Below are 23,253 nucleotides of genomic sequence, written 5' to 3'. Positions count from 1 at the left end.
CAGTGCGGCATGATCCGCTCGACCAACTGGCTCTGGCCGGTGGTGGTATGGCTGCCGATCGGCGCCCTCTTCACCGTCCTGATCGTTTCCGCGCACGGCGGGCCCACCTCCGACGCGGTGGTCGCCGCGTCGCGCATGATCGTCGCCGCCGCGACCCTTGGCTATGGGGTCTACGGGTTCACCGCGCGGGTGCCCTGGCCGCATCCCTTCCGGCTCCGGTTCGTGCTGATCCACGCGGTTGCGGCCCTGGTCTACGCATTCGCGTGGATCGTATTCAACAGCGTGCTGCACAGCGTGATCGAGCACCGCCTGGTGATGATCGTCGGGCCGGGATGGCTGCGATTTCTGATCATGGGGGTGTGGCTGTACCTGATCATCGCCGGTGCCGCCTACGCGGTGCGGGCAGCGGCGCGTGCCGCGCAGCTAGAGGCGCTGGCTGCGCGCACCGAACTGGCGGCACTCCGCGCCCAGTTGCATCCGCACTTCCTGTTCAATGCGCTGCACACGGTGATGCAGCTCATCCCGGTTGAGCCACGTGCGGCTTCGCGCGCAGCCGAGCAACTGGCCGATATCCTGCGCACGGTATTGGATGAGCAGCGCGAGTCGCTGTGCCTGCGCGAGGAGCTGGCATTCGTCGACCGCTACCTGGCGATCGAGTGCCTGCGATTTGGCGAGCGTCTCGTGGTTGTCCGGGATATTGATCCGCGCGCGCTCGAATGCGAGCTGCCGGCATTTGCGGTGCAGACATTGGTTGAGAACGCAGTGCGTCACGGCGCGGCGCCCAACCTGTCTGCGACCACGATCACGATTGCGGCGCACCGCCGCGACGACCACCTTTGGGTCAGCGTCACGGATGACGGTGTCGGATTACCGGAAGCCGGTTCATCTGCCGGAACAGGACTGCAGCGCCTGCGCCAGCGACTGTCGTGGCTGTATGGTTCGAATGCGGCCTGCGTCGTCGTTCCGGGGCCGGGTCGTGGGGTCGCCGCGACGCTCCGGATACCCCTGCTGGAGAAGCGTTCCGGGAGCGGCACGGATGACGAATGATTCCGGCCGTGTACGCGTGGTCGTGGCGGACGACGAACCGATCGCCCGGCAGGGACTACGGCACATGCTGGCGGAGCTGGACTGGTTGCACTGCGTCGGCGAGGCGGCAAACGGCCTGGCGGCGGTCGAGCTGATCGATGCGCAACGGCCTGACCTGGCCTTCCTGGATATCCAGATGCCCGGATTGCTGGGAACTGACGTCATCGCACGGTGCCGGCACCAACCGTTTCTGATCTTCACCACGGCCTACAGCCAGCACGCCGTCACCGCATTTGAACTGGGCGCGCTGGACTATCTGCTCAAACCGTTTGGTCCCGAGCGCTTGCAGGCAGCCCTCGACCGTGCGCGTTCTGCCTTCGGAGAGCCGGCGCCATCTGCAATGGGGCGTCTGGCGGATGCGTATGCGGCGGGCCCGATGACGCGCCTGTTCGTGCGCAGCGGTCGCGCCATTCTTCCCGTCCCGGTGGCGGGCGTGAGCTACTTTGAAGCGGTCGGCGACTACATCGCTGCGCACGTGCACGGCGCGCAGCATATCGTGCACGTGTCGTTGCAGCGGCTGGAAGAGCGTCTTGACCCAAAACAGTTCGCGCGTATCCATCGCACGCATATCGTCAATCTCGATCACGTGCGCGCATTCCGGCGTGACGCGGACGGACGGCTCTGCGCCCATCTGCACGATGGCGTGGTGTTGCCGGTGAGTCGGGCCAAGGCCCAGGAACTGCGCCACCTGTGCAGTGGTTGATGCAATGACGCACGGCACAGGTGGTTGCGGTGTGGCGTGTGCGATAGTGGGCGGTCCTTTTCCACTCGCGTGACGCCATGCTATCGCTCTTGCTTGCCAGTAGTGCTTACCTGACTGCACCGGTGGATGTCTCGCCATCACGACAGGTCGACGCTATCGTGCAGCAGGAGATGGCGCGGCAGCGCGTTCCGGGTGTGGTCGTTGCGGTGCTGTCCAAGGGGCGCGAGATGAAAGTCGGCGCCTACGGACTGGCGAACGTGGAACACCAGGTACCGACCCGGCGCGAGACGGTTTTCCAGAGCGGGTCGGTCGGCAAGCAGTTTACGGCCGCGGCCGTGATGCTGCTGGTACAGGACGGGAAACTGGCGCTGGGTGAATCGGTTCGCCACTACCTGCCGGACCTGGGCGAACGGTGGCAGCCCATCACCCTGCGTCACCTGCTCACCCACACCAGTGGGCTGCCCGATTGGGATGACGCGCGTTCTGTGCGCCTGGAACGCGGCGATTTCAGCGAAGCTGCCCTGCAGGGCTTGATTGACGAACTGCCGTTGCCGCATACCCCCGGCGAGCGTTTCGAGTACAGCAACCCGGGATACGTACTGCTCGGCATTCTCATCTCGAAGGTGACAGGCCGCTTCTACGGGGAATTTCTGCGCGAACGGATTTTCACGCCGATGCACATGAAGACCGCGCGTATCATCAGCGAGGCGGATATCGTGCCGCACCGTGCAGCCGGCTACCGCTTCGTGGGCGATGACCTGAAAAACCAGGAATGGGTCTCGCCCAGCGCCAACACGACGGCCGATGGCAGCCTGTACGTGACGATCGATGACCTGATCGCATGGGATCGCGGGCTAAACGCCCGGGAAGTGCTGAGCGAATCGCTCTTGCGGACGATGTGGACCACCACGCTGACCACCAACGGCGAGGACATCCACTACGGCTTCGGCTGGTTCATCGACACTTTTGACGGCCGGCGCTGTGTCTGGCACACCGGTGAATGGCAGGGCTTCACGTCGGCGATGCTGCGGTATGTGGACGATGGGCTCACCGTGATCGTACTGACGAACGCGGCCGGCGGCGGTGGTCCGGACGTGGTGCCGGGCGGTGATCCGGAACGCATCGCCACGGCGATTGCAAAAGTGTACCTGCCGGCTGCGGCGGCGCCGGATGTCCCTTAGGGAAGGCCTGAACACGCAGGCGAACAGGGGCTCCAGGAGCGCAATAGCCCACGTTCTTGTTCAGAACATCCTCAGGGATGTGCGTTTCCCGCCGGCACCAATGACGAGCAGCGCTGTATCCAGCCGCGGACGATACCCAGGCGCGGCTGCCAGATCTGCTTGTCCTTGCCCAGGGTCGCCAGCTGTTCGTCCAGCGTGCCCAGCCAGCGTGCCTGCGGATGGCGGATGCAGTTGATGTAGGCCTGCGCCGCATGGCTCATCGCCACTTCCCAGATCATCACCTCGTTGCCCAGCGGCGCGCTTTCCTTCAGCGTTTCCCGGATCTCGGCTTCGGCTTCGTCATAGCGTTCCAGGCCGATCAGGGCCAGCGTGTGATAGCTGAGCAGGCTGGCATGGCGACCCGCGTCGTTGCTGCGGTCCTGCGACTGGATCGCCTGGGTGAGTAGCGATTCGGCGTGGGTGTAGTCGCCAGCCAGATAGGCGTTCATGCCATAGCTGACCAGCAACGAGGTGATCCACGGGTGTGTCGCGTTGAAGCGCGAGCGGACGAAGGCCAGCGTGTGCTCGTAGACCGGTGCCGCCTCGGCGTGACGACCCTGGTCCCGCAGCACCATCGCCAAGCCACGACCGATGGCCGCCTGCACCTCCCCGCAGGTGCTGCCCAGCTGGTCGCAGCGCGTTTGGGCGAGAGCGAAAAGACGCTGTGCCGTGGGAAGGTCGCCGTCGGCCATGGCCAGCTGGGCGAGATTCAGGTGGGCTGTCATCACCAGTGTCGGCGAAGATTTGCCATCCTGGTCGGCCTGCAGGATGCCTGCCTGCAGGTGCTCGCGGGTGGTCCGTCGCCGCTCGGGCGTATCGGCGGCCAGCGACATGGCGCTGGCCATGCGCAGCCGAAGCTGGCTGGAAGGTGCCTTTCCGCCGCGCCATTTCGCGGCGATGTCGTCGAGCTCCTTGAGGCTTTCCGACAACAGGTTCTGCGCGGCCAGCGCTACCGCCAGCTCAACCTGGATGAACTCGCGCGAGAAATCGTCATCGCTGTGCGGCTTGAGTCGCAGCGCCTTGCGGAAAGACTGCTCCGCCTGCTGCGGTGCGCCGAGGTCAGCGTATACATTTCCGAACGTAAAAAAAGATAGCTGCGGACGTCGTCCGACAGCTTCGTGTCGGCCAGAGCGATCTGGCGTTGCGCGTTGTCGACCAGTTCGCGCTTGCGCCGTACCGCATCCGGGTCGGGCGCCGCATCGGGTGCGCCGCGGAACAGGGTCACCATGAATTCCGAAATCGTGCTGGCCTTGTCGCGCTCGCGTGCGGTCGCCTGCAGCTGCTGGTCGAGCCGGTAGACGTGGAGCAGTCCGAACGTGACGACCATCGCGCCCAGGGCGATGATCATCCAGTAGCGGCGCAGACTCTTGCGCAGAACGTACCAATGCTCGCCCTGGCGGGCCTGGATGGGTTGGAAGTCCAGGTAGCGCTGCAGGTCGCTGGCGAAATCCTCGGCAGAGGGATAGCGCTCGTCCGGGCGCTTGCGCATGGCGCGTGCGCAGATCGCCTGCAGGTCGTGATCCGGCGTGCGCCCCTGCTTCACCATGGCACGTGTCAGCGGCATCGGCTCGGCGGTCAGGATGGCCTGCGCGAGCGCGGCAGCACCCTGGTTCACCGGGTAAGGCGATTCCTGCGCGATCACCTCGTACAGCAGTACGCCCAGTGCATAGATGTCGCAGGCAACGCCAACGCGATCGCCGCGTACCTGTTCCGGGGCCGCGTAGCGCAGTGTCAGCGGTACGCCGCCCTCGGTGGTCGTCAACTCCGCATCGCCCACGAGCGTGGCAATGCCGAAGTCGAGCAGCTTGGCGTGGCCTTCCTTGTCGACGAGCACGTTGGCCGGTTTCACGTCGCGGTGAACGATGAGCTTCCGGTGGGCGTAGGCCACCGCCAGTGCAACGTCACGCACCAGCTCGATGCGACGACGCAGGTGCAGCGCGTGTTCGCGGCAGTAGGTGTCGATGCGCTGGCCATCGACGAAGGCGGTGACCAGGAAGGGTTTGCCGGCGCTGTCAGTTCCGCCGTCGACAAGTGGCGCGATGTTCGGGTGTTGCAGGTCGGCCAGGATCTGCCGCTCGCGCGCGAAACGCTTGGCTTCCGTAGTGGACCAGCGCGAACGGTCCAGTTCCTTGATGGCGACCTGCTGGTGGTAGCTGCCGTCGCTGCGCTGCGCCAGCCAGACCCGACCCATGCCGCCGCGTCCCAGCTCACGCAACACGCGATAGCGCGGAAATTCTCGCGTGGCCGATTCGCTGTCGATTTCGTCGAGCTCGGGGACCGTCACCTCGTCGGCGGCCAGGAGTTCGCGCAGCGCATCGGCCAGCTGCGGATCGGTGGTCTGCATCCGCGCAAGCGCCGGCGGGCGCTGCTGCGGCTCCATCGATTGCAGTTCGAAGAACGCGTCCTTCAGTCGGCGATAGTCGATGGCAAGGCTGGCGCTGCTCATGCGTAGGGTTTCCGGATTCGCGGTGGCGCAATGGCGTGACGGGCCCTGATTCGTCGACGACCTCACGGGGCGCTGCCGCAAGCAAGGTTGGCGGCGCCCGCGCGTGATTCTAGCGGTCTGCGGGCCGGCGGGGCAGCACGACATGTCATGCTTTTCGTATGACGCCAATTATCGTACGAAGGCTTTCATAGTTCGATTTGAATCGATACCATGCGGCGCTCCCCCGGGCAATCCACACCGGTGCAGTGCGCAACGGGCGTATCACGCGTACCCGGGGATGCAGCCTCTTTTCGATGTCCACCGTGGGAGCAGTCATGTCGGGAATTCGTGTCCGCCGCTGGCCGGCGGGTCTGGAGGGCGGGTGGGGTGTTTCGTCGGTACTGGCGTTGTCGGCAACGGCCCTGGCGGCCAATGCAACAGAAACAGCCGCCGACACAACGGGCAAGGGGACTGTTTCACTGGACACGGTGACGGTCGTTGGATCGCATATCCGCCGCATTGATGCGCAGACGCAGCATCCCCTGTTGATCCTGGAGCGTGCGGATCTGGAGCGGACGGGGCTCACGGAGATCGCCGATATCCTGCAATTGACCACGATCGCCGGTCAGTCCCGCAATCGGGGCATCAATAATGGCGGCAATGGTGAATTGCGGGTCAATCTGCGCAGTCTTGGCGACAACCGGACCCTGGTGCTGGTCGACGGCCGTCGCTGGGTTTCCGCGCTTGATGGCGGCGTGGATCTCACGGCCATACCGATGGTGTTGATCGAGCGCGTCGAAGTGCTCAAGGATGGCGCATCGGCCCTGTATGGTTCCGATGCGATCGCCGGTGTCATCAACATCGTGACGCGTCGCGACTACGCGGGACTGGAAGCCGGCGCCTACATCGCGCAGAACGCGCACGGCGACGGGCTGCGCCGTTCCTACGACCTGACCTGGGGCGAGGCGCGTGACGGCTGGAGCGTGGCGGCCGGCGTGGCCTACAGCAAGGATGACCCTATCCTGGCCCGTGACCGCGCCATCTCGGCGACGCCAGTGCACGGGTTGCCGGTGGGAGCGGCCGGTTCATCCATCACGCCGTTCACAGGGCTCCTGCCGGAGTCGATGGCCGACGCGGGCCAGTTCGTGCGGCTCATTCCCGGACGCCCTGGCACCTCGCCGGACGACTTCCGTCCGTTCGATTCCGCCAACGACCGCTACAACTACGTCGCGCAGAATTACCTCCAGACGCCGCTGGAACAACACTCCTTGTTCGTACAGTCGCGTCTTGAACTATCGCCGGACCTTGCCTTGAGTGCGGGACTGATGCGCAACGAGCGCCGATCGGCCCAGCAACTGGCGGAACCGACCGTGCAGTTCGCGCCGTACTTTGATGGCGCCGAAGGCCAGATCGTGATTACGGCAGACAATGTATACAACCCCTTCGATGAGCCGGTGATCGCCGCCGTTCGCCGCTTCAGCGAGGCCGGCGCACGGCGCTTCAACCAGGAAGTGGACACGACGCGCGGCTACGTGGCGCTCGACGGCGTGTTCAATCTGGGGGGGCGCGCCTTTACCTGGGGTGCCGACGCCACGGCTACGCGCGCGCAACAGGATGAATTCGTCTCGCCCTACATCGATAATTCACGCCTGTTGCTGGCGCTGGGGCCTTCCTATCGCGATGGTTCGGGTGCTGTGCATTGCGGTACGCCGGGCGAACCGATCGCCGGATGCGTTCCGCTGAATCTCTTCGGACCGCCTGGCGCCATGACACCGGCCATGCTGGAGTACGTGACGCGTTCGGTGCACAACCGCAAGCGTGCTGAATCGGCACGCCTGGCCGTGCATGCGGAAGGCGCGGTGGCGACACTGCCCGCCGGAGACCTGGACATCGCCGTCGGCCTGGAACACCGGAACGAGCGTGGCTACGACCGTCCCGATGCGCTGATCGAAAGCGGTAACGCCAACGGAACCGGTGGTACGTATACCTCCACCAGCGGCAGCTACGCGGTGAACGAGGCGTTTGTAGAGATGCGGATTCCGCTGCTGCTGGATGCGGCCTTCGCGCGTCAGCTCGACATCACACTAGCGGGCCGCCTTTCGGATTACTCCGCGTTCGGCAACACCCACAAGGGCCAGGCGGGTCTGCGCTGGCGGCCGACCGACGACGTGCTCGTGCGCGGCAGCTACTCGCAGGGTTTCCGCGCTCCGAGCATCCTGGACCTCTTCGCCGGCGAAATCCGTTCGGTGGCCTGGTTGACAGATCCATGCGCGGCCGAGAACGAACCGACGCCGGTCGTCGCCGCGCGTTGCGCGGCTGCCGGTGTGCCGGTGGACGTGCAGCAGTCCAATGCCACGAATGTCACCAGTGGCGGCAACCCGCACCTGGCTCCGGAGACGGCCACGCATCGTTCGCTGGGCCTGATGTACACGCCGCAATGGGCGGACGGGCTGGAAGCCAGTATTGATTGGTACAAAGTGCAGATTCACGATGCAATCGGCGAGCGCGACGGGCAATCCGTTGTCGAAGATTGCTACCGGCGTGGTGACGCCGGCGCCTGCGCCCGCATTCGTCGCGCCGAGGACGGCAGTCTCATTTACGTCAGTGCCGTTGCGCAGAACATTCCCGGCGGACTGGAGACCGAAGGCGTCGACCTGGGCCTGCGCTACCGCCTGCCGACGCGCGCTGGCGACTTCGTGATGAGCTGGGATACGTCCTATGTCAGCTATTTCGGCGAGATCGGTCGGCCGGACCGCCTGACGCTGCTCGCCGACGGGCTGCCGGCGCAGGGCAACGTGGTTGGCAACAACCGCTCCCCGGGGGGCTACTACGGCGTGGTGTGGCGGACGCGTTCGGTGCTGTCGCTGGAATGGCACCGCGGAGCATGGTCCGCATCGGCTACGGGACGCTACTTCTCCGCCATCGACGAGGATTGCGGCAACGTCGCCTACACGGCGTCGGTTGTGGACGATCCGGCTCTGCTGGATCTTTGTTCGAACCCCACTCGCGTCGTCGAGCTGGACGGCTCCGGGGTGGGGCAGGAGGCCCCGGAGAACCGCGTCGGCAGCGTGACGTTCTTCGATTTGCAGGGATCCTGGCAGGCGCCGTGGGAAGCCACATTCACCCTCGGCGTGCGCAACGCGTTTGATCGCCAGGCACCGGTGGCGTACTCCGCTGGCGCCAATTCCTTCTTTGCTGACTACGACGTACCAGGCCGTTTCTGGTACGCCAGCTATCGCCAGAAGTTCTGGTAATTCGCGCCAGGGAACTCCGGACCAGGTTCGGAGTTGTGCACGCCAGGGACGGCGTGCCACGCGCAGCAATATCGGCGTGGAAAGGATCCCGGTGTCATTCCACGCACTTCTGGCGAGTGAGCGATCCAGGGACGGATCGCTCCTTTTTTGTTCTTCTCTCCCGCAGGTGCAGGCGACAGGCGAATATGCGCAAGCATCGCCAGATCCAGGACCGGTCCACCGTGCGGTCGCATTCGGCACCACGCGCTACGAAAGACGTGGCGCAGCGCGATTGGGCGGCAGCTGGGTAATTCTGCGAGTGCGATGCAACGCCCGCAATTGGCAGGCACTAGACCGTTGTGCCAAGCACAACTGGCGCCACTGTTCCAGAAGCACCCCACAAGCGGAGCAGGGCGGCTTCGTCGCCCACGAACTGGTCACGGTCGCAATTGCCGACGCCGGTGACGGTGTGGGGTGTCGGGCCGGAGTAGCCGTCGGTGTACTGCCACAGGGTCCACTCCGGCCACAACGGCGCGATCTTTGGTGCAGCGGCGTACTCGGCCCACCATAGCCAGCAGTTCCCCAGCACCGAGCTGCCGTTGCCCTGCAGCAGATTCTTCAGGTAGGAGCCGCCGTAGACGCCTGGCCAGCGGCCAGTTGCCTTGAACAACTGCGTGACGAACTGCTCGGCCTGCGCCAGCGTCATCGAGGTGCCGCTGGTGTTCTGTTCGATGTCCAGAACCAGCAGGTCGTTCGGTCCCGGTTTGACGACGTTAAGGAAATGCGTGGCCTGGGTGATGGCGTCGCTGCCGTCGCCGAAATGATACGCGCCCCATAACAGGCCCGCCTCCAGCGCCAGTGGTTTGCGCGGCGCATAGGTCGGGTCGGTGTAGCCCGTGCCCTGTGTTGCTTTGTGGAATACGGCGCGGATTCCCGATGCGGCGATCTGTGCGAAATCCACGGTGGCGTTGTGGTGTGAGAGATCGATGACGACGTTCAGCACGGAGTGTTCCTCTGGCAAGGTCTGGATCCGCTGGGATGAAACGCCGGCCCATGTGGGCAGGCTGTTGCGACGACGGTGACACCCTTACAGCCATGGTCGGCCGCGCCGCCAGGGGTAATCGGACAGGAGCGATCGGACAGGCATGACCGGATCTCGCCGCGGCAGACGGCGGGATGCCACCGGTCGCGAACCCCGACGCACATTCCGATTGCAGCAGAAGTATAGGAGTTGTCTTGGCAGCGACGCGATAAGTGTCCATAGTTCCGCCCCCGGCCGGATCCCGGTCAGGGCAGGCAGGCGAAACGGGCGCGCCTGCTTCCGGCCGGCTCTTCCCCAACCGATTACCGGAGCATCACGGAATGACACTTCACAACGCGCCCTTGCGCGCGGCGGCCCTGCGCCTGTGCGCCGCTGCGACACTGACGGGATTTGCGCTCACCCCGGCCTACGCCCAGGAACGCTGTAGTACGACTGTCCGCGCCACATTGGCCCACGGCAACACCACGGCAGACTGGCGAACCGACTGCCCCGCCACTTCCCGGGACTGGATCGGCCTTTATCGGGTCGGTGAGGTGCCTGGAGCCACGCCATCGCTCTGGTGGCGCTATACGCAGGGCAGTCCTGCCGCCGCGTGGAGCCTCCCGACTCCGCGGCAACCTGGCGACTACGTCTTCTACTACTTCCGCAATGACGGGTACGCGCGCTCGGCGCGCAGCAACACCGTGTCGGTCTCTGCACAGCGCTGCGCCACGGCGACAACGGCTTCGCCTGCGCACCTGCGCCCGGGCGAGCGGATCACCGTCAACTGGTTCACCGATTGTCCGACGTCCAGCAGCGACTGGGTGGGCGTCTACGCGAACGACGGGGGTGTCCCCGCGCCGCATCCGATCTGGCTTGCCCCTACCGGCGGCGGCAAGAGCGGCACGATCTACGTCGATGCGCCGATCGGTGATGCCACGGTCACCGCGAGCTATTTTCCGTCCGGCGCCGACCAGCCCGCCGCGGCGAGTGCGCCGGTGCAGGTGGGGCTGGGCGAGGGCGTCCGGACCTACGTCCAGGTCGGTGAGAACCCGGCTTTGAAGCTGTGGGTCGTGCAGTTGGATCTGTCGAACCCACGGATCGGCCTGCGTGTGCTCGGCGGTGGCGCTGATCCCGATGGCAATGGCCCGTGGCAGACACGGCTGGCGACGGTACCCCAGATCGGCAGCCGCGAAGGCGTCGATCTGGCGTTCAACGCGAGTTTCTTCTCAATCGACTCAACCGCGCCGTGGCCGGCCAGCGGCTACGTGGTGGACCAGCCCGCGCGTTCGATCGGCTTGACGATGACCGATGGGCGCGCATGGCCGGATCACCGTCCGCAGCCGGCCGGTTGGCCGGTACTGTGGACCGATCGCAACGGAAGTGCGCACATCACGGACGCGTCCGGCGTTTCACTGGCGCAGGCGCACCAGGCGGTATCCGGCAACGCCTGGCTGGTGCGGGACGGAAAATCCGTGGCGCCCCTGGACGGCGTGTTCGCGCAACGGCACCCGCGCACCGCGGCCTGCATTTCAGCCGACGGTGCCAGCCTCACGCTGATGACGGTGGACGGCCGCCAGGCCGCCAGCGTCGGCATGACGGGCCCCGAGTTGGCCAATGCGCTGTTGCCGTGGGGATGCGACCGGGCGATCAACCTAGACGGTGGCGGCAGCACCACGCTGTTGCGACGCGACACGCTGCTTTCGCCGCTGCGCGTGCTCAATCGCCCCAGTGATGGTGCACCGCGGCCGGTCGCCAACGCGCTGGGAATCTACGTGCTGCCGGATGAACCCTGATCGGTGGCGCGCCGTCTCACGCCGTGAGAAATGGTGCAATGTATAGTACCGCTGCGGCCGGCGCGGCATCCGCGTCGGCCGCCTGAAACAGGGCGATGGCCGCTCCGATAGGAATGGCCACCGATTACCGCTTGCATGATCCGGAACCGGTAATGCCCAAGCGCAGTGGACCGGTCCGGCACCCCCCGTCATGGAGCCCGTCATGTCCTATCTTTCCCGTTTGCCGCGCACGCTTTCCCTTGTCCTGGCCATTGGCGCCGCCTGTGGAAGTAGCGCGTTGTTTGCCGCCGATGCGGTCGTCATGTCCGGCGGATTGCGCCTGGTTCCGCAGGTGGCGGCACCGGCCTACCAGCTGCGCGTCGTGGGTCCCGACAATTTCCTGCACCAGCGGGTGTACAAGCAGAATGACGCGATTTCCCTCAAGCCGACGGCTGACGGCGAATACCGCTACGAAATCACACCGTCGTTCGGTGACTTCAAGCGCACCGGCGACGAGCCGGCGGATCTGCGGGTGTTGCCGGTGCTGACCGAATCGGGCGCGTTCCTGGTGAAGGACGGCGTCATCATCAGCGGCCCTGCTTCGCAGACGCGAAACGACAACGGTACGCGCGAAGGGCCGTCGCTCAACGACCAGGTCATTCCCGATGATCTCATCGTACAGGGCAGCACCTGCGTGGGCTTTGATTGCGTCAACAACGAATCGTTCGGCTTCGACACGATCCGGCTGAAGGAAAACAACACCCGCATCAAGTTTGAAGACACCTCGAGTTCGGCGGGCTTCGCGACCAACGACTGGCAGCTCACGGCCAACGACAGCGCCAGCGGCGGTGCGAACAAGTTCTCGATCGAGGACATCACGTCGGCGACCGTGCCCTTCACGGTTTCGGGCGGTGCGCCGACCAACAGCGTCTTTGTCGGCAACAACGGCAAGGTGGGCTTCCGGACCAGCACACCGTCGCTGGACCTGCACGTCACCACCGGCGATACGCCGGCCCTGCGGTTCGAGCAGACCAACGCCAGTGGTTTCACGGCGCAGACCTGGGACGTCGCAGGCAACGAGGCCAACTTCTTCGTGCGCGACCTGACCAGTGGCAGCCGGCTGCCGTTCCGCATTCGTCCGGGCGCGCCGACCAGCTCGCTGGATATCAATGCGACCGGCCTGGTGGGTATCGGCACGGCCTCGCCCAGCGCAAAGCTCCACGTCAATGGTTCCGACGGCACCACCCAGCTCAAGGTGGTGGAAACCAATGCCACCTCGACCGGGCGCGACCTGCTCCGTCTGGAAAACAATGGTCCTGCCCGGATGCGCCTGCGCAACAACACCACCGGTAACGAGTGGAGCTTCAATGCGCACGATACCGAGCTGCGCGTTACCCAGGCCGGTTCCGCCACCATCGCGATGGCCGTGCAGACCAATGGCAATGTGACGATTGCCGGTACGCTGACGCAAAGTTCTGACCGTGCGGCCAAGGAGAATTTCCGCCCGGTCGATCGGCAGGCCCTGCTGGACAAGATCGCCAAGCTCGACATCACCGAGTGGAACTTCAAGACCGAGAATGAAGGCGTCCGCCACATCGGCCCGATGGCACAGGATTTCCACGCGGCATTCGGCCTGGGCGAACGGGACGACCGGATCGCACCGCTGGATACCTCGGGCGTGGCCTTGGCGGCCGTGCAGGGATTGCAGCAGGAACTGGTGGAGCGCGACCAGCGCATTGCGGCCCTGGAGGCCAAGATCCAGAAGCTGGATCGCCTGACCGAGAAACTCCTGCAGGCGCAGCAGGTGCAGGAAGGCACCACGCTGCCGGCATCGGGTGAGGTCTGCGAACCGCAGACGGTGGCTACGGGCCTGTAAGACGACATGTGACGGCCGGCGCTCCAGTGGAGCGCCGGCCGTTTTTTGTTGCTCGCCTCAGAACGCGGCCTTGACCGCCTGCAGCAGCGGATCACGTTGCCCCGCCGGCCGTTCCGGCAGGTGCCCCTCGGCAATCGTCCAGATGATCGTTCCGCCCAGCCCGTTGCGCCGGACGTAGGCGCCCTTGGCGGCGATCGACTGCTCGTCGTCGTATGAGATGAAATTGCATTGCTGTGGTCCGATGGGTGCGTTCGAGCCCAGCCACGGAGCCATTGCTGCCGTATCCCACTGGCGCAGGCCCGCGCTGTAGTAGCTTTGCATGATGTTGTGGTAGCTCATCACGTTGTCGCTGGCGACCACGGTGCCGCCAAACAGGCGCGGCGCGCTCACATTGCGCCAGCAGGTGCCGTAGAACGGAATTCCGACGCCGATGCGGGAGCGCGGAACCCCGGAGCGGCGATACCATTCGGCGCTGACCTCCAGCGAACTGGGCGTATTTCCCGCGTGGCCAGTGAGGGCGGAGCTGAACCAGCTCTGCCAGCCACCCCAGTCGCCGGCCATGTCGTAGCTCATGATGTTGATCTGATCGAACAGCGGCGCGATGGAGGCGAAGAAGGGATTGGTCGTTCCGGCGAAATTGGCGTTGATCCAGCCGACGGGTACCGTGAGGATCATGTCAGGGCGCGCTGTACGCAGCGCCTGTGCCAGCGCGATGAAATTGGGTTCGTCGCTGGTCTGGATGGGTTCCCAGTCCAGGTCCAGGCCGTCGTAGCCCAGGTCGTCCATCACATCGAGCAGGTTCGCCACGAAATTTGCCCGGTTCGCCGGCGATGCGGCGCTCACCCAATTGCTGTATTCGCCGGCGCCGCCGACCATCAGCACGGCCTTGATGCCTGCGGCGTGCGCCGCGTTCGAGGCCTGCTGGGCGAAGATCGGGCCATTGGTGTTGTCGATGTCGAAGTGGCGCGTGACGCCGCCGTTGCTGGTCGGCGTGACGCGGCCGACCATCAGGTGTGTCATTGTAGAGAAATCAATTTCGGCAATCGGATACATATCGCGCTGATAGCCGACGTGATAGCCGGAAATCCAGGGCTTCTGGAAACCGCCGGCGAAGATCGTGTCGTCGGCACAGGCGTCCGACGCAGCCAGCAGGGGTAGTGCGGATAAAGCCAGGGAGCGGAGGAGAGACATGGTCAAGGCCCGAGTGTGCGTGACCTGATGGTAGCGCTGAGGTTGCTGGCGCAAGCGCGTTCTGCAGCACTATTTGCGTGACGTGCGCCGCACTTTGTCGTGGGCAAAATCGCATTGCAATGGATGCGCAGAACGTCACATGTGAGGTGGCACTTTAGGAGGCGTTTAGACGATGAAATGGAGTTTGCCCTGGGAGCCGGTCGAAGACGGCTCGGCATTGACGGAAGCACTGCGGCGCGAACTCGTTCCGGGACACGCGCTCTTTGACGTTCCGGTGCGCGCGTTAGCCCGGCGCTGCGATACGGATGACGTGCTGTATGGATTTGTGGACGGAAGCGGGCGCGTGGCCGTCGTGCACCTGACCTGGCAACCGGGCATGTCAGCGCGCTGGCCGTACACCGAAGTGCTGCCAGACCTGGCCACATTTGCTGAACGGGTGATGCGCCCCGATCACACGGAGCGCGGCTGATCAGCCCGTGGTCGCCGTGGTGCTGGCGGGCGTCTGCTGCACGGCGAGCAGGGCATAGGAGGAAAAGGCGGCGTAACGCTTCTCGCCCGGTGTCAGCAGCCGATAGGCCTCAAGCAGGGGGAGGTCGGCGCCCAGCGATCGGGCCAGCTGTGCGCTGTGGATCACGGCAACGGACAGCAGTGGGGCGAGGGTGCGTTCGTGAGGGTGAAGCGTGTCGGAAGCGGTCTCGACGGCGAGTGAAGCCTGGTCCGGTACTGCCGGGGATGGAACGGTGGAGGCACTGCATACCGCAGGTCCGAACAGCGACAGAAACACACTCGCGAATCGAAGCTTCCGATTCATGGGCAGATAACCTTTAGATGCCAGGCCGCAAACGACCATCGAACACGTCGCTCGTGGAACTACGAATTACTACGTAGACCAGGTCGCGTCAAGCGGCCGCCTCACGGCAGTCCGCGTTGGGGTTATGTAGGGCAAGGTAGCTTAAGAAAGCGTAAAGCGGGTCACGCCCAATCCAAACAGTTTGTGACGCCGGGCCCGACCGCTGCCCGGCAGGTCCTGCGGGCTGGACCGCGTTCAAACCGTGGACAGCCGGCGACGCAGCCGGTAAAACCCCTGCTTGTATCCCTCGTGCGTGCGGAGCCCGTTTCATGGTGTACCTGGTCGTCACGGCGGCGGTATTGGTGCTGCTAGGAAGCGTCATCTGGTACGTGCAACGCCAAGACGCCGGGCCGCGGCAACCCACCCCCGGCGTGGGTTCTCCGAGGACGATATCGACCAGGAAGTGCGTGCCGTCTTCGTCGAAGAAGTGCAGAACGAGATCCGCAATTTGCGCAAACTTCTGCCGGCCTGGAAGAACGAACCCTTCGACCAGGCATCGGTCACCCAGATGCGCCGCTCGTTCCATAGCCTCAAGGGCAGCAGCCGGATGGTCGGAGAAACGGCCATGGGTGACTTCAATGCCAAGTTCGAGCGCCTGCTGGATCGCCTGATCGACAAGACGCTCGCCCCCAGCCCGTCCGTAATCGAAGCGGTCGAGCAGGGCACGAATGTGTTGTCCGAGCTGCTGCTGCAACTGCGCACCGGACGCGCCCCGCGGGCCGACGTCCAGGGTCTGATGCGTACGGTGGACCGGCTGATCAAGTCGCCGCGCGTGGTCGTGCGCCCGGCGGGCACTGCTGCCGCGGATGACGGGTCTGTCGCGGAGTCGTCTTTCGCCGGCCAGCGGGACTCCGCCGAGCCGGCGCGACCACTGCGCCCGCAAGGCAGGCGCGAGTCGTAGGCAAGGCCCGACGGTGCCGGGCTGCCGGCGAAGTCAGGCCGCCGGCAGGATGGCGTTGTGGTAGATCTCCTGGACGTCGTCCAGGCCTTCGAGCCAGTCGAGCAGGTCTTGCAGCGTTTCGGCGGCTTCACCGTTTACGTTCACGCGGTTTTCCGCGCGCATCACGACATCCGCGCTCACCAGCGGCAGCCCCGTGCCGGCAACGGCCTTCTTGACGGTTTCGAACGCATCGGGGGCGCACAGCACGACGCTTCGGCCGGCATCACTCTGGACGTCATCTGCGCCGGCATCGAGGGCGACTTCCAGCACCTTTTCCTCGGCCGCGGCATCGGCGGTCGTGACGACGATCTCGCCGGTGCGATGAAACTGGAACGCGACCGAGCCGCTGGTGCCCAGGTTGCCGCCATGCTTGTTCAGGGCGTGGCGCACGTCCGCAACCGTACGTTGCTGGTTGTCGGTCATGCAGTCGATCAGGATTGCAACGCCCGAGGGGCCGTAGCCCTCGTAGCGCAGCTCCTGCATATTGTCGGCGCCGTCGGCACCCGAGCCGCGACGAATGGCGCGCTCGATGGTGTCCTTGGGCATGTTGGCGGAAAGGGCTTTTTCCGTCGCGATGCGCAGGCGCGGATTGCCTGCCGGATCGGCGCCATTGCGTGCGGCGACGGTGATTTCGCGGATCAGCTTGGTGAAAACCTTGGCGCGACGGGCATCCTCGGCGTTCTTGCGACCTTCGATGCTTGGACCTCTGCCCATAGAAATACCTGTACCTGTTTTGGATTCCGGAAGCGGCCCGAGGCCGCGAAACGGCGTATTTTACTGAACTGGCCGCGGGGCGCATGCGGCAGACTGACGTCCGGCGCGAGCGCCGGTTTCGCGATTGACGCAACTCACCCCTGACGTCCGGCCGCGGCCGGGCCCGCGCGATCAGGACTTCGGCGTGGTGTCGGCCGGTGTCCGCATGCGATCGGCGACGCGGTAGAGCATTACACCGATGATGGCGACAACGGCCAAGCCCACCCACTGGCCAAAATGCCATGCAGGCGGCAGGGCAAGGACGTCGGCGCGCCCGGACACCACGATCGGAATGGCGATGATGATGCCGGTCAGGGCCTCGCCGGTGATCAGGCCGGCGGAGAACAGCGTACCGGGGCGGTGTGCGCGCTCTTTCTCTTCCTCCGGCGCCTGGGTCAGTTTGTGGCGGCGTTCCACCAGGTGCGTGATCAGGCCGCCGACGAAGATCGGCACCATCAGTTCCAGCGGCAGATAGATGCCAATCGCGGCGCCCAGCACCGGTACGCGGAAATGCGAGCCCTTGGCCTTGAGCCACTCGTCCAGGGCGATGATGGCGGCGCCAATGCCTGCGCCGATCGCAATCATGTTCCAGGGCAGTTCACCGCCGAAAAGACCCTTGGCAACGGACGCCATGAGCGTGGCCTGCGGTGCAGCCAGCGAGTTGGGGTGTTCGGGCGTCGGCGCGCCGATGCCGTAGGCAGTCGCCAGGAGGTTGAGCACCGGCGCCATGATCAGGGCGCAGGAAAAAGCGCCGATGGCCAGCATGACCTGCTGCTTCCAGGGCGTCGCCCCGACAATGTAGCCGGCCTTGAGATCCTGCAGGTTGTCGCCGCCCACGGAGGCGGCGCAGCACACCACCGCGCCGATCATGATCGCGGCGACCGCGCCGATCGGCGACTGGCGGCCCAGCAGCAACAACAGCACGGCCGATGCGAACAGGATCGTCGCAATGGTGATACCCGAGACGGGGTTGTTGGAGGAGCCGACCAGGCCTGCGAGGTAGCCCGACACGGACACGAACAGGAAGCCCGCGACGATCATGATCAGCGTCATCGGGATGCTGACGGTCCACTGCTGCACGATGGCCTGGTAAAGGAAAGCCAGCGGCAGGACGAACACGACCAGGGCCACCAGCATCCACTTCATCGGCAGGTCGCGCTCGGTCTCGGCGACCGACTCGGAAGACCCTTTGCGCGCCGCGGCGAAGCCGCTCTTGATGCCCGACAGCAGCGAGTTGCGCAGCGTGAAGAGGGTCCACACGCCGCCGATGAGCATGGCGCCCACGCCCATGTAGCGGATCTTGGCTGACCAGATCTGCGCCGCCGCGGCGGCGGCCGGCGCATCGGCGATGCGTGCGGCCAGGGCCGGGTCGGTGTCCAGGAAGAAGGCGTGGTAGAGCGGAATGGCAATGTTCCAGGACAGCAGGCTGCCGGAGACCACCACGATGCCGACATTGAGGCCAACGATATAGCCCACGCCCAGCAGGGCCGGCGACAGGTTCGTGCCCATGTACGCCAGGTATTTGCCGATAAATCCGCTGCCGACCGCGTTGTCCGAGATCATGCGCATGCCGCTTTCGGCGGCGAGCTTCACCACGGCGCCCAGCGATCCGGCGAGGGCGAGGATGCGGATTCCCGGTCCGGGATTCTCGCCGGCCTTGAGCACTTCGGCGGCGGCCTTGCCTTCCGGGAAGGCCAGCGGTTCTTCCACGATCATCGAGCGGCGCAGCGGTACCGAGAACAGCACCCCCAGCAGGCCGCCCAGGCCGGCAATCGCCAGCACCCAGGAATAGCGGAAGTCCTGCCAGTACCCCAGGATGATCAGCGCGGGGATGGTGAAGATCACGCCGGCGGCGATCGAGGAACCCGCCGAGGCGCCGGTCTGCACAATGTTGTTTTCCAGAATGGTGCCGCCGCCGAGCACCCGCAGCACCGCCATCGAGACGACCGCGGCCGGGATAGCCGTGGCGATCGTCAGGCCGGCGAAGAGGCCCAGATAGGCGTTGGCGGCCGATAGCACCACCGCCAGGACGATCGCCAATATGACGGCTCGGACGGTAAGTTGCGGTGTCCCGGTGTTGCTCATGGCTGGTCTCGGATCGATCGAAAGCAGACACGCTAACGGGTTCCGCGCGACCTGTGCAACCGCCGGATGTCAGGCCGTCGTGACGGCATCCGTTGCGCCGCCGCCCGCGTCCTCAGGCCAGGGCGATCTCCACGCGTTTGTTGTGTTTGCCCTCGTTGCGAATCCGCAGCACGCGGATGCCGCCGATCTCGCCGATGTTGCGCACGTGGGTGCCACCGCAGGGCTGCAGGTCGATGCCTTCGATGCGCAGCAGGCGCACACGGCCGGCGCCGCGCGGCGGCTGCACGCTCATCGTCTTGACCAGGTCCGGGCGGGAATCCATTTCTTCGTCCGTGATCCAGATGGTTTCCGTAGTGACCGCGCGGGCGATGAGGGCGTTGGTTTCGCGCTCGATGTGCGCCGCATCAAGCTGGCTCATGTCGATGTCGAAATCCAGTCGCGCGCGGTCTTCGCCGATATTGCCACCCGTCACTGGCGCCACGACCACGCAGGACATCACGTGCAGCGCGGTGTGCAGCTTCATCAGCCGATGGCGGCGCGGCCAGTCCAGTTCCAGCTTCACCGCCTGGCCGACCTGCAGGGCCGGCGCGCCGGGCGCGAGGCGATGCTCGATCCGGTCGTAGCTGGCGCCCTTGCGCGTGTCGATCACCTCGATGCGCTGACCGCCTTCGGTTTCCAGCCAGCCCCGGTCGCCCGGCTGACCGCCGCCCAGGGGGTAGAACACGGTGCGGTCCAGCTCGATCACGCCGTCGCCGACCGCGGTGATTCGTGCGGTGGCGTGTGTCAGGTAGGCGTCTTCCCGGAAGAGCAGTTCGGTCACGGTGTGAGTCCTTGCAGCCTGAGTCAGGGCGGGACGATATCGCAGCCCGTCTGGCGCGCGTCAATTGGCCTTGCGCGCTACCACGACCGGGCGGCCGAACCCGAACAGGTTTCGATCGGGAAGGACCAGCGCCGCCTCGGTGAAGCCGGCGGTGCGCAGCCGGTCGAGGATGTCGGCACCATAGTTCCGGTAGCAGAAGATCGTTTGCCCGCGGTACCGGTCGGCGTGGTATTCCGGCGGCAGGATTTCGCGCCGCTCTCCATCGCGTAGCGCCGTGCGCTCGACAGTGGCGGCGGCGGGATCGATCGGGACGGTGAAAATCAGGCGCCCACCCGGACGCAGGACGCGGAACACCTCGGCGAAGGCGGCCAGGTCGTCCGCCACGTGCTCGAAGACCTCGGTCGATGTGCACAGGTCAAATTGTGCGGCGTCGAAGGACAGCCGCTGGAGATCCTGGCAGAGCATGCCGTCCTGGTGCGTTCCGCTGGGGACGTCCGGAAAGTACTCGCTCAGCGTCAGCGACCGCACGCGGCCGCGCAGGAACCGTACCAGGGGACCGGCATAGGATGCCTCGTAGACGGATAGCGGTGCGAGGTCCGCGCATTCCCGCCGGATCACCGCGACGATCGACTGGGTCACCGCGCTGGCGCCGCAGCGCGGGCAGCGGACGGCCATTTCCTCGCGGCGCAGCTGCACCTGGAGCGGAAAGTCGCACACCGCACAGGTGTCGTGTGCCAACCGCAACTCGCCCCACCGCACCAGTGTCATTGCCTTGATCCATCGCATCGTTGCTCCTGGGGGGCGGTTGAATCCAGCCGCAATGCTACACGTCGCGGCGCTGCGCGACGGTGCGGTAGACGGTATACGCCACGGCAAGCAGGAACGCGATGGCGGCCGGAACGTACAAGGTAGCTGGTCCATAGGTTCGGAATCCGGCGGCACCCGCCAGGCCGCCGCAGAAAAATCCGGAGACGACGACCAGGCAGATCCGCAGGCGCCGTGGCTCCACGGGCACCCCGCGCACGAAATGGCCGAGAAAGATGCCCAGGTCGGTGAACATGCCGGTCACGTGAGAGGTGCGGATGATCGTGCCGCTGAACGTCGTCGCCATTGCATTCTGGAGGCCGCACGCGACACCGGCGAGGTAGATGCCACTCATGGCGTTGCGCTGCAGGAGCTGGACGGCCGCGACCAGGGCGGCGGCCTCCAGGGCAAGTACCACGCTGTAGCGCCGCCCCAGGCGCAGCGTGCTGTCCTGCACGATGAAACCGCTCAGGACGGTGCCGCCGAAAAATGCCCCGATGACCAGGAGCAGATGCAGGGCCAGCGGGAAGTCCGCGTCGGCCACCGCCATGCCCAGGAGGGAGGTCGATCCGGTCAGGTGCGTCACCGCTGCGTGTTCAAAGCTGCCCAGGCCCACCACGTTGATGATGCCCGCCGCGAAGGCGAGAACCCAGGCACAGGACAGCACCCACGAAGGCAGGCGAGTGATCATCGGTGAATTTCCAGGGGTTGCAGCAACGTGAGATGGCGCGGATCAATGGCGCAGGTCAACGGCGCGGATCACGCGGGGAATTTCCCAGCAGGCCTGCGGCGAGTTTTCCCGCGACCGTGAACAGCAGCATCGCGAGCGTCGCCGGCACCGCCGCGGCAAGCCACTCGGAGGCGCCGTTGTTGACCAGCACCACGACGCCCGTCGCGACGAACAGCGCCGCAATCACGCCCAGCATGGCCACGGCGACGAACAGCAAGGCCAAGGCGACCTGCATCGTGCGCGAAGGGCGGGAGGTCGACGGGGCCGCAGCGTGGATGCGCGGGCGACGAAGGCGTCGTATCCGCGGCATGATAGGCCGGGGAGTGGACGGGGTGGTGCGATCCGGGGGAGCGGGCGATGCCTCCATGGCACCCATCATAACGTGGTGCGAATGGGGTCGGTGCATTGGTCCAGGCGATGGACGAAAAAAGCCCGGCAGATTGCCGGGCTTTGCTTCACGGACCCACCACGCCGGCGTCAGACGATTTCGACGGCCACGGCGGTTGCCTCACCGCCGCCGATGCACAGCGACGCGACACCGCGCTTGAGACCACGATTGCGCAGCGCGTGGATGAGGGTGACGACCAGCCGGGCGCCGCTGGCGCCGATCGGGTGACCCAGCGCACAGGCACCGCCGTTGACGTTGAGCTTGGCGTGCGGGATGCCCAGTTCCTTGATCGGTGCCATCGCGACGACGGCGAAGGCTTCGTTCACTTCGAACAGGTCGACCTGGTCCACCGTCCAGCCCACTTTCTTCAGGAGCTTTTCGATGGCGCCCACCGGCGCCGTCGTGAACCACTGCGGCTCCTGCGACTGGGTGGCGTGGCCGACGATGCGGGCCAGCGGAGCGATACCGCGGCGGGCGGCTTCCTCGGCACTCATCAGCACCGTGGCCGCTGCGCCGTCGGAGATGCTCGAGGAACTGGCCGCGGTGATCGTGCCGTTCTCCTTCTTGAATGCCGGCTTCAATGTGGGAATCTTGGACAAATCGCATTTGCCCGGTTGTTCATCGGTTGCGATCTCGACCTCGCCTTTGCGCGAAGCCACCTTCACCGGCACGATTTCCGCCGCAAACGCACCGGACTGCTGTGCGGCCAGCGCACGCCGGACGGTTTCGGAAGCGAAGGCATCCTGGTCCTCGCGGGTGAAGGCGTACTTGTCGGCACATTGTTCGCCGAACACGCCCATGGCCTTGCCGTCGTAGGGATTGGTCAGGCCATCCCAGGCCATGTGGTCGACGACTTCGAAATTGCCGTAGCGGTTGCCGCCGCGGGAGTTGGGAATCATGTGCGGTGCATTGGTCATCGACTCCATGCCGCCGGCGACGACGATGTCGGCCGAGCCCGCGCGGATGGCGTCGTGCGCCTGCATGATGGCCTTCATGCCCGAGCCGCAAACCTTGTTGATGGTGGTGCAGCCGGTGGCGGGGGGAAGGCCGGCGGCGAGCGCCGCCTGGCGGGCCGGCGCCTGGCCCAGGTTGGCCGGCAGCACGCAACCCATGATCACTTCGCTGACGTCGGCGGCCGGCACGGCGGACTGTTCCAGTGCCGCGCGGATGGCGGCGGCCCCAAGCGTGGGAGTCGGCACGCCGGTGAACTGACCCTGGAAGGAACCGATCGCGGTGCGCTTGGCCCCGACGATGACGATATCGGACATGGAACTCTCCACGTTTGGATGGCTGAAGTAACGGTGCCAGGACGCACACCGCGGATACTGAGTCGCCGGATTATGCGCCGCTTGC

At 65.5% G+C, this 23,253-nt stretch carries 19 protein-coding genes and 2 pseudogenes; 8 read left to right on the top strand and 13 right to left on the bottom strand.

From position 1 onward, the window contains the following. Positions 1 to 9 precede the first annotated feature (9 nt). From N4264_RS19145 to N4264_RS19135, 3 genes are all read left to right on the top strand, one after another. Positions 10 to 1,047, top strand: a complete 1,038-nt coding sequence (locus tag N4264_RS19145; RefSeq protein ID WP_261693837.1) for a sensor histidine kinase — start codon at positions 10 to 12, stop codon at positions 1,045 to 1,047. Beyond that, positions 1,037 to 1,789 carry a LytR/AlgR family response regulator transcription factor gene (locus tag N4264_RS19140; protein WP_261693836.1) on the top strand — a complete coding sequence of 251 codons (753 nt, stop codon included), beginning with the start codon at positions 1,037 to 1,039 and terminating at the stop codon, positions 1,787 to 1,789. Before N4264_RS19145 ends, N4264_RS19140 begins: the two co-directional genes overlap by 11 nt. A gap of 77 nt (positions 1,790 to 1,866) precedes the next feature. After that, positions 1,867 to 2,970, top strand: a complete 1,104-nt coding sequence (locus tag N4264_RS19135) for a serine hydrolase domain-containing protein (RefSeq protein ID WP_261693835.1) — start codon at positions 1,867 to 1,869, stop codon at positions 2,968 to 2,970. Between the two features lie 71 nt (positions 2,971 to 3,041). Here the strand turns inward: N4264_RS19135 and N4264_RS19130 are convergent, their stop codons facing one another. The 3 genes and pseudogenes from N4264_RS19130 to N4264_RS25905 all read right to left on the bottom strand — a co-directional run. Continuing rightward, the gene (locus N4264_RS19130) at positions 3,042 to 3,938 is read right to left on the bottom strand and encodes a tetratricopeptide repeat protein (RefSeq protein ID WP_261693834.1); all 897 of its coding nucleotides are present in this window, start codon (positions 3,936 to 3,938) and stop codon (positions 3,042 to 3,044) included. A 111-nt stretch (positions 3,939 to 4,049) separates the two neighbouring features. After that, positions 4,050 to 4,394 (bottom strand): annotated as a pseudogene (locus tag N4264_RS25910) (hypothetical protein); the annotation flags it as partial. A gap of 86 nt (positions 4,395 to 4,480) precedes the next feature. Further along, positions 4,481 to 5,353: pseudogene (locus N4264_RS25905) on the bottom strand (serine/threonine-protein kinase); the annotation flags it as partial. A 416-nt stretch (positions 5,354 to 5,769) separates the two neighbouring features. On the opposite strand from N4264_RS25905, the gene N4264_RS19120 reads away from it, so the two are divergent. Next, positions 5,770 to 8,688, top strand: coding sequence for a TonB-dependent receptor domain-containing protein (locus N4264_RS19120; RefSeq protein WP_261693832.1), 2,919 nt, complete (start codon positions 5,770 to 5,772; stop codon positions 8,686 to 8,688). 328 nt (positions 8,689 to 9,016) lie between these two features. Here the strand turns inward: N4264_RS19120 and N4264_RS19115 are convergent, their stop codons facing one another. After that, positions 9,017 to 9,670, bottom strand: coding sequence for a glycoside hydrolase family 25 protein (locus N4264_RS19115; protein ID WP_261693831.1), 654 nt, complete (start codon positions 9,668 to 9,670; stop codon positions 9,017 to 9,019). 359 nt (positions 9,671 to 10,029) lie between these two features. Here N4264_RS19115 and N4264_RS19110 point away from each other — a divergent pair, with 359 nt between their 5' ends. After that, positions 10,030 to 11,484 (top strand): phosphodiester glycosidase family protein, encoded by a 1,455-nt coding sequence (locus tag N4264_RS19110; RefSeq protein WP_261693830.1) that lies wholly within the window; start codon positions 10,030 to 10,032, stop codon positions 11,482 to 11,484. A gap of 202 nt (positions 11,485 to 11,686) precedes the next feature. Continuing rightward, complete coding sequence (locus N4264_RS19105; RefSeq protein ID WP_261693829.1) at positions 11,687 to 13,339, top strand: tail fiber domain-containing protein; 1,653 nt, start codon at positions 11,687 to 11,689, stop codon at positions 13,337 to 13,339. A gap of 57 nt (positions 13,340 to 13,396) precedes the next feature. Here the strand turns inward: N4264_RS19105 and N4264_RS19100 are convergent, their stop codons facing one another. Beyond that, entirely contained in the window at positions 13,397 to 14,530 is a 1,134-nt protein-coding gene (locus tag N4264_RS19100; protein ID WP_261693828.1) for a glycoside hydrolase family 18 protein, read from the bottom strand. Between the two features lie 172 nt (positions 14,531 to 14,702). Between N4264_RS19100 and N4264_RS19095 the strand changes: the two genes are divergently transcribed. Beyond that, positions 14,703 to 14,999 (top strand): hypothetical protein, encoded by a 297-nt coding sequence (locus N4264_RS19095; RefSeq protein ID WP_261693827.1) that lies wholly within the window; start codon positions 14,703 to 14,705, stop codon positions 14,997 to 14,999. Here N4264_RS19095 and N4264_RS19090 read toward each other — a convergent pair whose 3' ends face one another. Further along, a complete protein-coding gene (locus tag N4264_RS19090; protein ID WP_261693826.1) occupies positions 15,000 to 15,341 on the bottom strand; it encodes a hypothetical protein in 342 nt (113 codons plus the stop codon). A gap of 442 nt (positions 15,342 to 15,783) precedes the next feature. Between N4264_RS19090 and N4264_RS19085 the strand changes: the two genes are divergently transcribed. Continuing rightward, the gene (locus N4264_RS19085) at positions 15,784 to 16,281 is read left to right on the top strand and encodes an Hpt domain-containing protein (protein ID WP_261693825.1); all 498 of its coding nucleotides are present in this window, start codon (positions 15,784 to 15,786) and stop codon (positions 16,279 to 16,281) included. Between the two features lie 33 nt (positions 16,282 to 16,314). On the opposite strand, the gene N4264_RS19080 is transcribed toward N4264_RS19085, so the two are convergent. The 7 genes from N4264_RS19080 to N4264_RS19050 all read right to left on the bottom strand — a co-directional run bounded on the left by N4264_RS19080 (position 16,315) and on the right by N4264_RS19050 (position 23,168). Continuing rightward, entirely contained in the window at positions 16,315 to 17,034 is a 720-nt protein-coding gene (locus tag N4264_RS19080; RefSeq protein WP_261693824.1) for a YebC/PmpR family DNA-binding transcriptional regulator, read from the bottom strand. 171 nt (positions 17,035 to 17,205) lie between these two features. Further along, positions 17,206 to 19,158, bottom strand: a complete 1,953-nt coding sequence (locus N4264_RS19075) for an OPT family oligopeptide transporter (RefSeq protein ID WP_261693823.1) — start codon at positions 19,156 to 19,158, stop codon at positions 17,206 to 17,208. A 112-nt stretch (positions 19,159 to 19,270) separates the two neighbouring features. After that, positions 19,271 to 19,978 (bottom strand): alanyl-tRNA editing protein, encoded by a 708-nt coding sequence (locus tag N4264_RS19070; protein ID WP_261693822.1) that lies wholly within the window; start codon positions 19,976 to 19,978, stop codon positions 19,271 to 19,273. A 60-nt stretch (positions 19,979 to 20,038) separates the two neighbouring features. Continuing rightward, positions 20,039 to 20,764, bottom strand: a complete 726-nt coding sequence (locus tag N4264_RS19065) for a class I SAM-dependent methyltransferase (RefSeq protein WP_261693821.1) — start codon at positions 20,762 to 20,764, stop codon at positions 20,039 to 20,041. 37 nt (positions 20,765 to 20,801) lie between these two features. Then, positions 20,802 to 21,473: a YoaK family protein gene (locus N4264_RS19060; RefSeq protein ID WP_261693820.1), complete on the bottom strand. Its 672-nt coding sequence runs from the start codon at positions 21,471 to 21,473 to the stop codon at positions 20,802 to 20,804. A 55-nt stretch (positions 21,474 to 21,528) separates the two neighbouring features. Then, a complete protein-coding gene (locus tag N4264_RS19055) occupies positions 21,529 to 21,747 on the bottom strand; it encodes a hypothetical protein (RefSeq protein WP_261693819.1) in 219 nt (72 codons plus the stop codon). 242 nt (positions 21,748 to 21,989) lie between these two features. Next, positions 21,990 to 23,168, bottom strand: coding sequence for an acetyl-CoA C-acyltransferase (locus N4264_RS19050; protein ID WP_261693818.1), 1,179 nt, complete (start codon positions 23,166 to 23,168; stop codon positions 21,990 to 21,992). Positions 23,169 to 23,253 lie beyond the last annotated feature (85 nt).

The sequence above is a fragment of the Tahibacter amnicola genome, assembly GCF_025398735.1.
In the GTDB taxonomy this organism is placed as follows: Bacteria; Pseudomonadota; Gammaproteobacteria; order Xanthomonadales; family Rhodanobacteraceae; genus Tahibacter; species Tahibacter amnicola.
This window is presented reverse-complemented; position numbering and strand designations above follow the sequence as displayed.

Excerpts from the sequence above, each read along its gene's own strand:
- N4264_RS19050 (WP_261693818.1), bottom strand. The coding sequence starts at position 23,168 with ATGTCCGATATCGTCATCGTCGGGGCCAAGCGCACCGCGATCGGTTCC.
- N4264_RS19105 (WP_261693829.1), top strand. The coding sequence starts at position 11,687 with ATGTCCTATCTTTCCCGTTTGCCGCGCACGCTTTCCCTTGTCCTGGCC.
- N4264_RS19140 (WP_261693836.1), top strand. The coding sequence starts at position 1,037 with ATGACGAATGATTCCGGCCGTGTACGCGTGGTCGTGGCGGACGACGAA.
- N4264_RS19065 (WP_261693821.1), bottom strand. The coding sequence starts at position 20,764 with ATGCGATGGATCAAGGCAATGACACTGGTGCGGTGGGGCGAGTTGCGG.
- N4264_RS19055 (WP_261693819.1), bottom strand. The coding sequence starts at position 21,747 with ATGCAGGTCGCCTTGGCCTTGCTGTTCGTCGCCGTGGCCATGCTGGGC.
- N4264_RS19060 (WP_261693820.1), bottom strand. The coding sequence starts at position 21,473 with ATGATCACTCGCCTGCCTTCGTGGGTGCTGTCCTGTGCCTGGGTTCTC.
- N4264_RS19095 (WP_261693827.1), top strand. The coding sequence starts at position 14,703 with ATGAAATGGAGTTTGCCCTGGGAGCCGGTCGAAGACGGCTCGGCATTG.
- N4264_RS19110 (WP_261693830.1), top strand. The coding sequence starts at position 10,030 with ATGACACTTCACAACGCGCCCTTGCGCGCGGCGGCCCTGCGCCTGTGC.
- N4264_RS19080 (WP_261693824.1), bottom strand. The coding sequence starts at position 17,034 with ATGGGCAGAGGTCCAAGCATCGAAGGTCGCAAGAACGCCGAGGATGCC.
- N4264_RS19100 (WP_261693828.1), bottom strand. The coding sequence starts at position 14,530 with ATGTCTCTCCTCCGCTCCCTGGCTTTATCCGCACTACCCCTGCTGGCT.
- N4264_RS19120 (WP_261693832.1), top strand. The coding sequence starts at position 5,770 with ATGTCGGGAATTCGTGTCCGCCGCTGGCCGGCGGGTCTGGAGGGCGGG.
- N4264_RS19145 (WP_261693837.1), top strand. The coding sequence starts at position 10 with ATGATCCGCTCGACCAACTGGCTCTGGCCGGTGGTGGTATGGCTGCCG.
- N4264_RS19135 (WP_261693835.1), top strand. The coding sequence starts at position 1,867 with ATGCTATCGCTCTTGCTTGCCAGTAGTGCTTACCTGACTGCACCGGTG.
- N4264_RS19090 (WP_261693826.1), bottom strand. The coding sequence starts at position 15,341 with ATGAATCGGAAGCTTCGATTCGCGAGTGTGTTTCTGTCGCTGTTCGGA.
- N4264_RS19075 (WP_261693823.1), bottom strand. The coding sequence starts at position 19,158 with ATGAGCAACACCGGGACACCGCAACTTACCGTCCGAGCCGTCATATTG.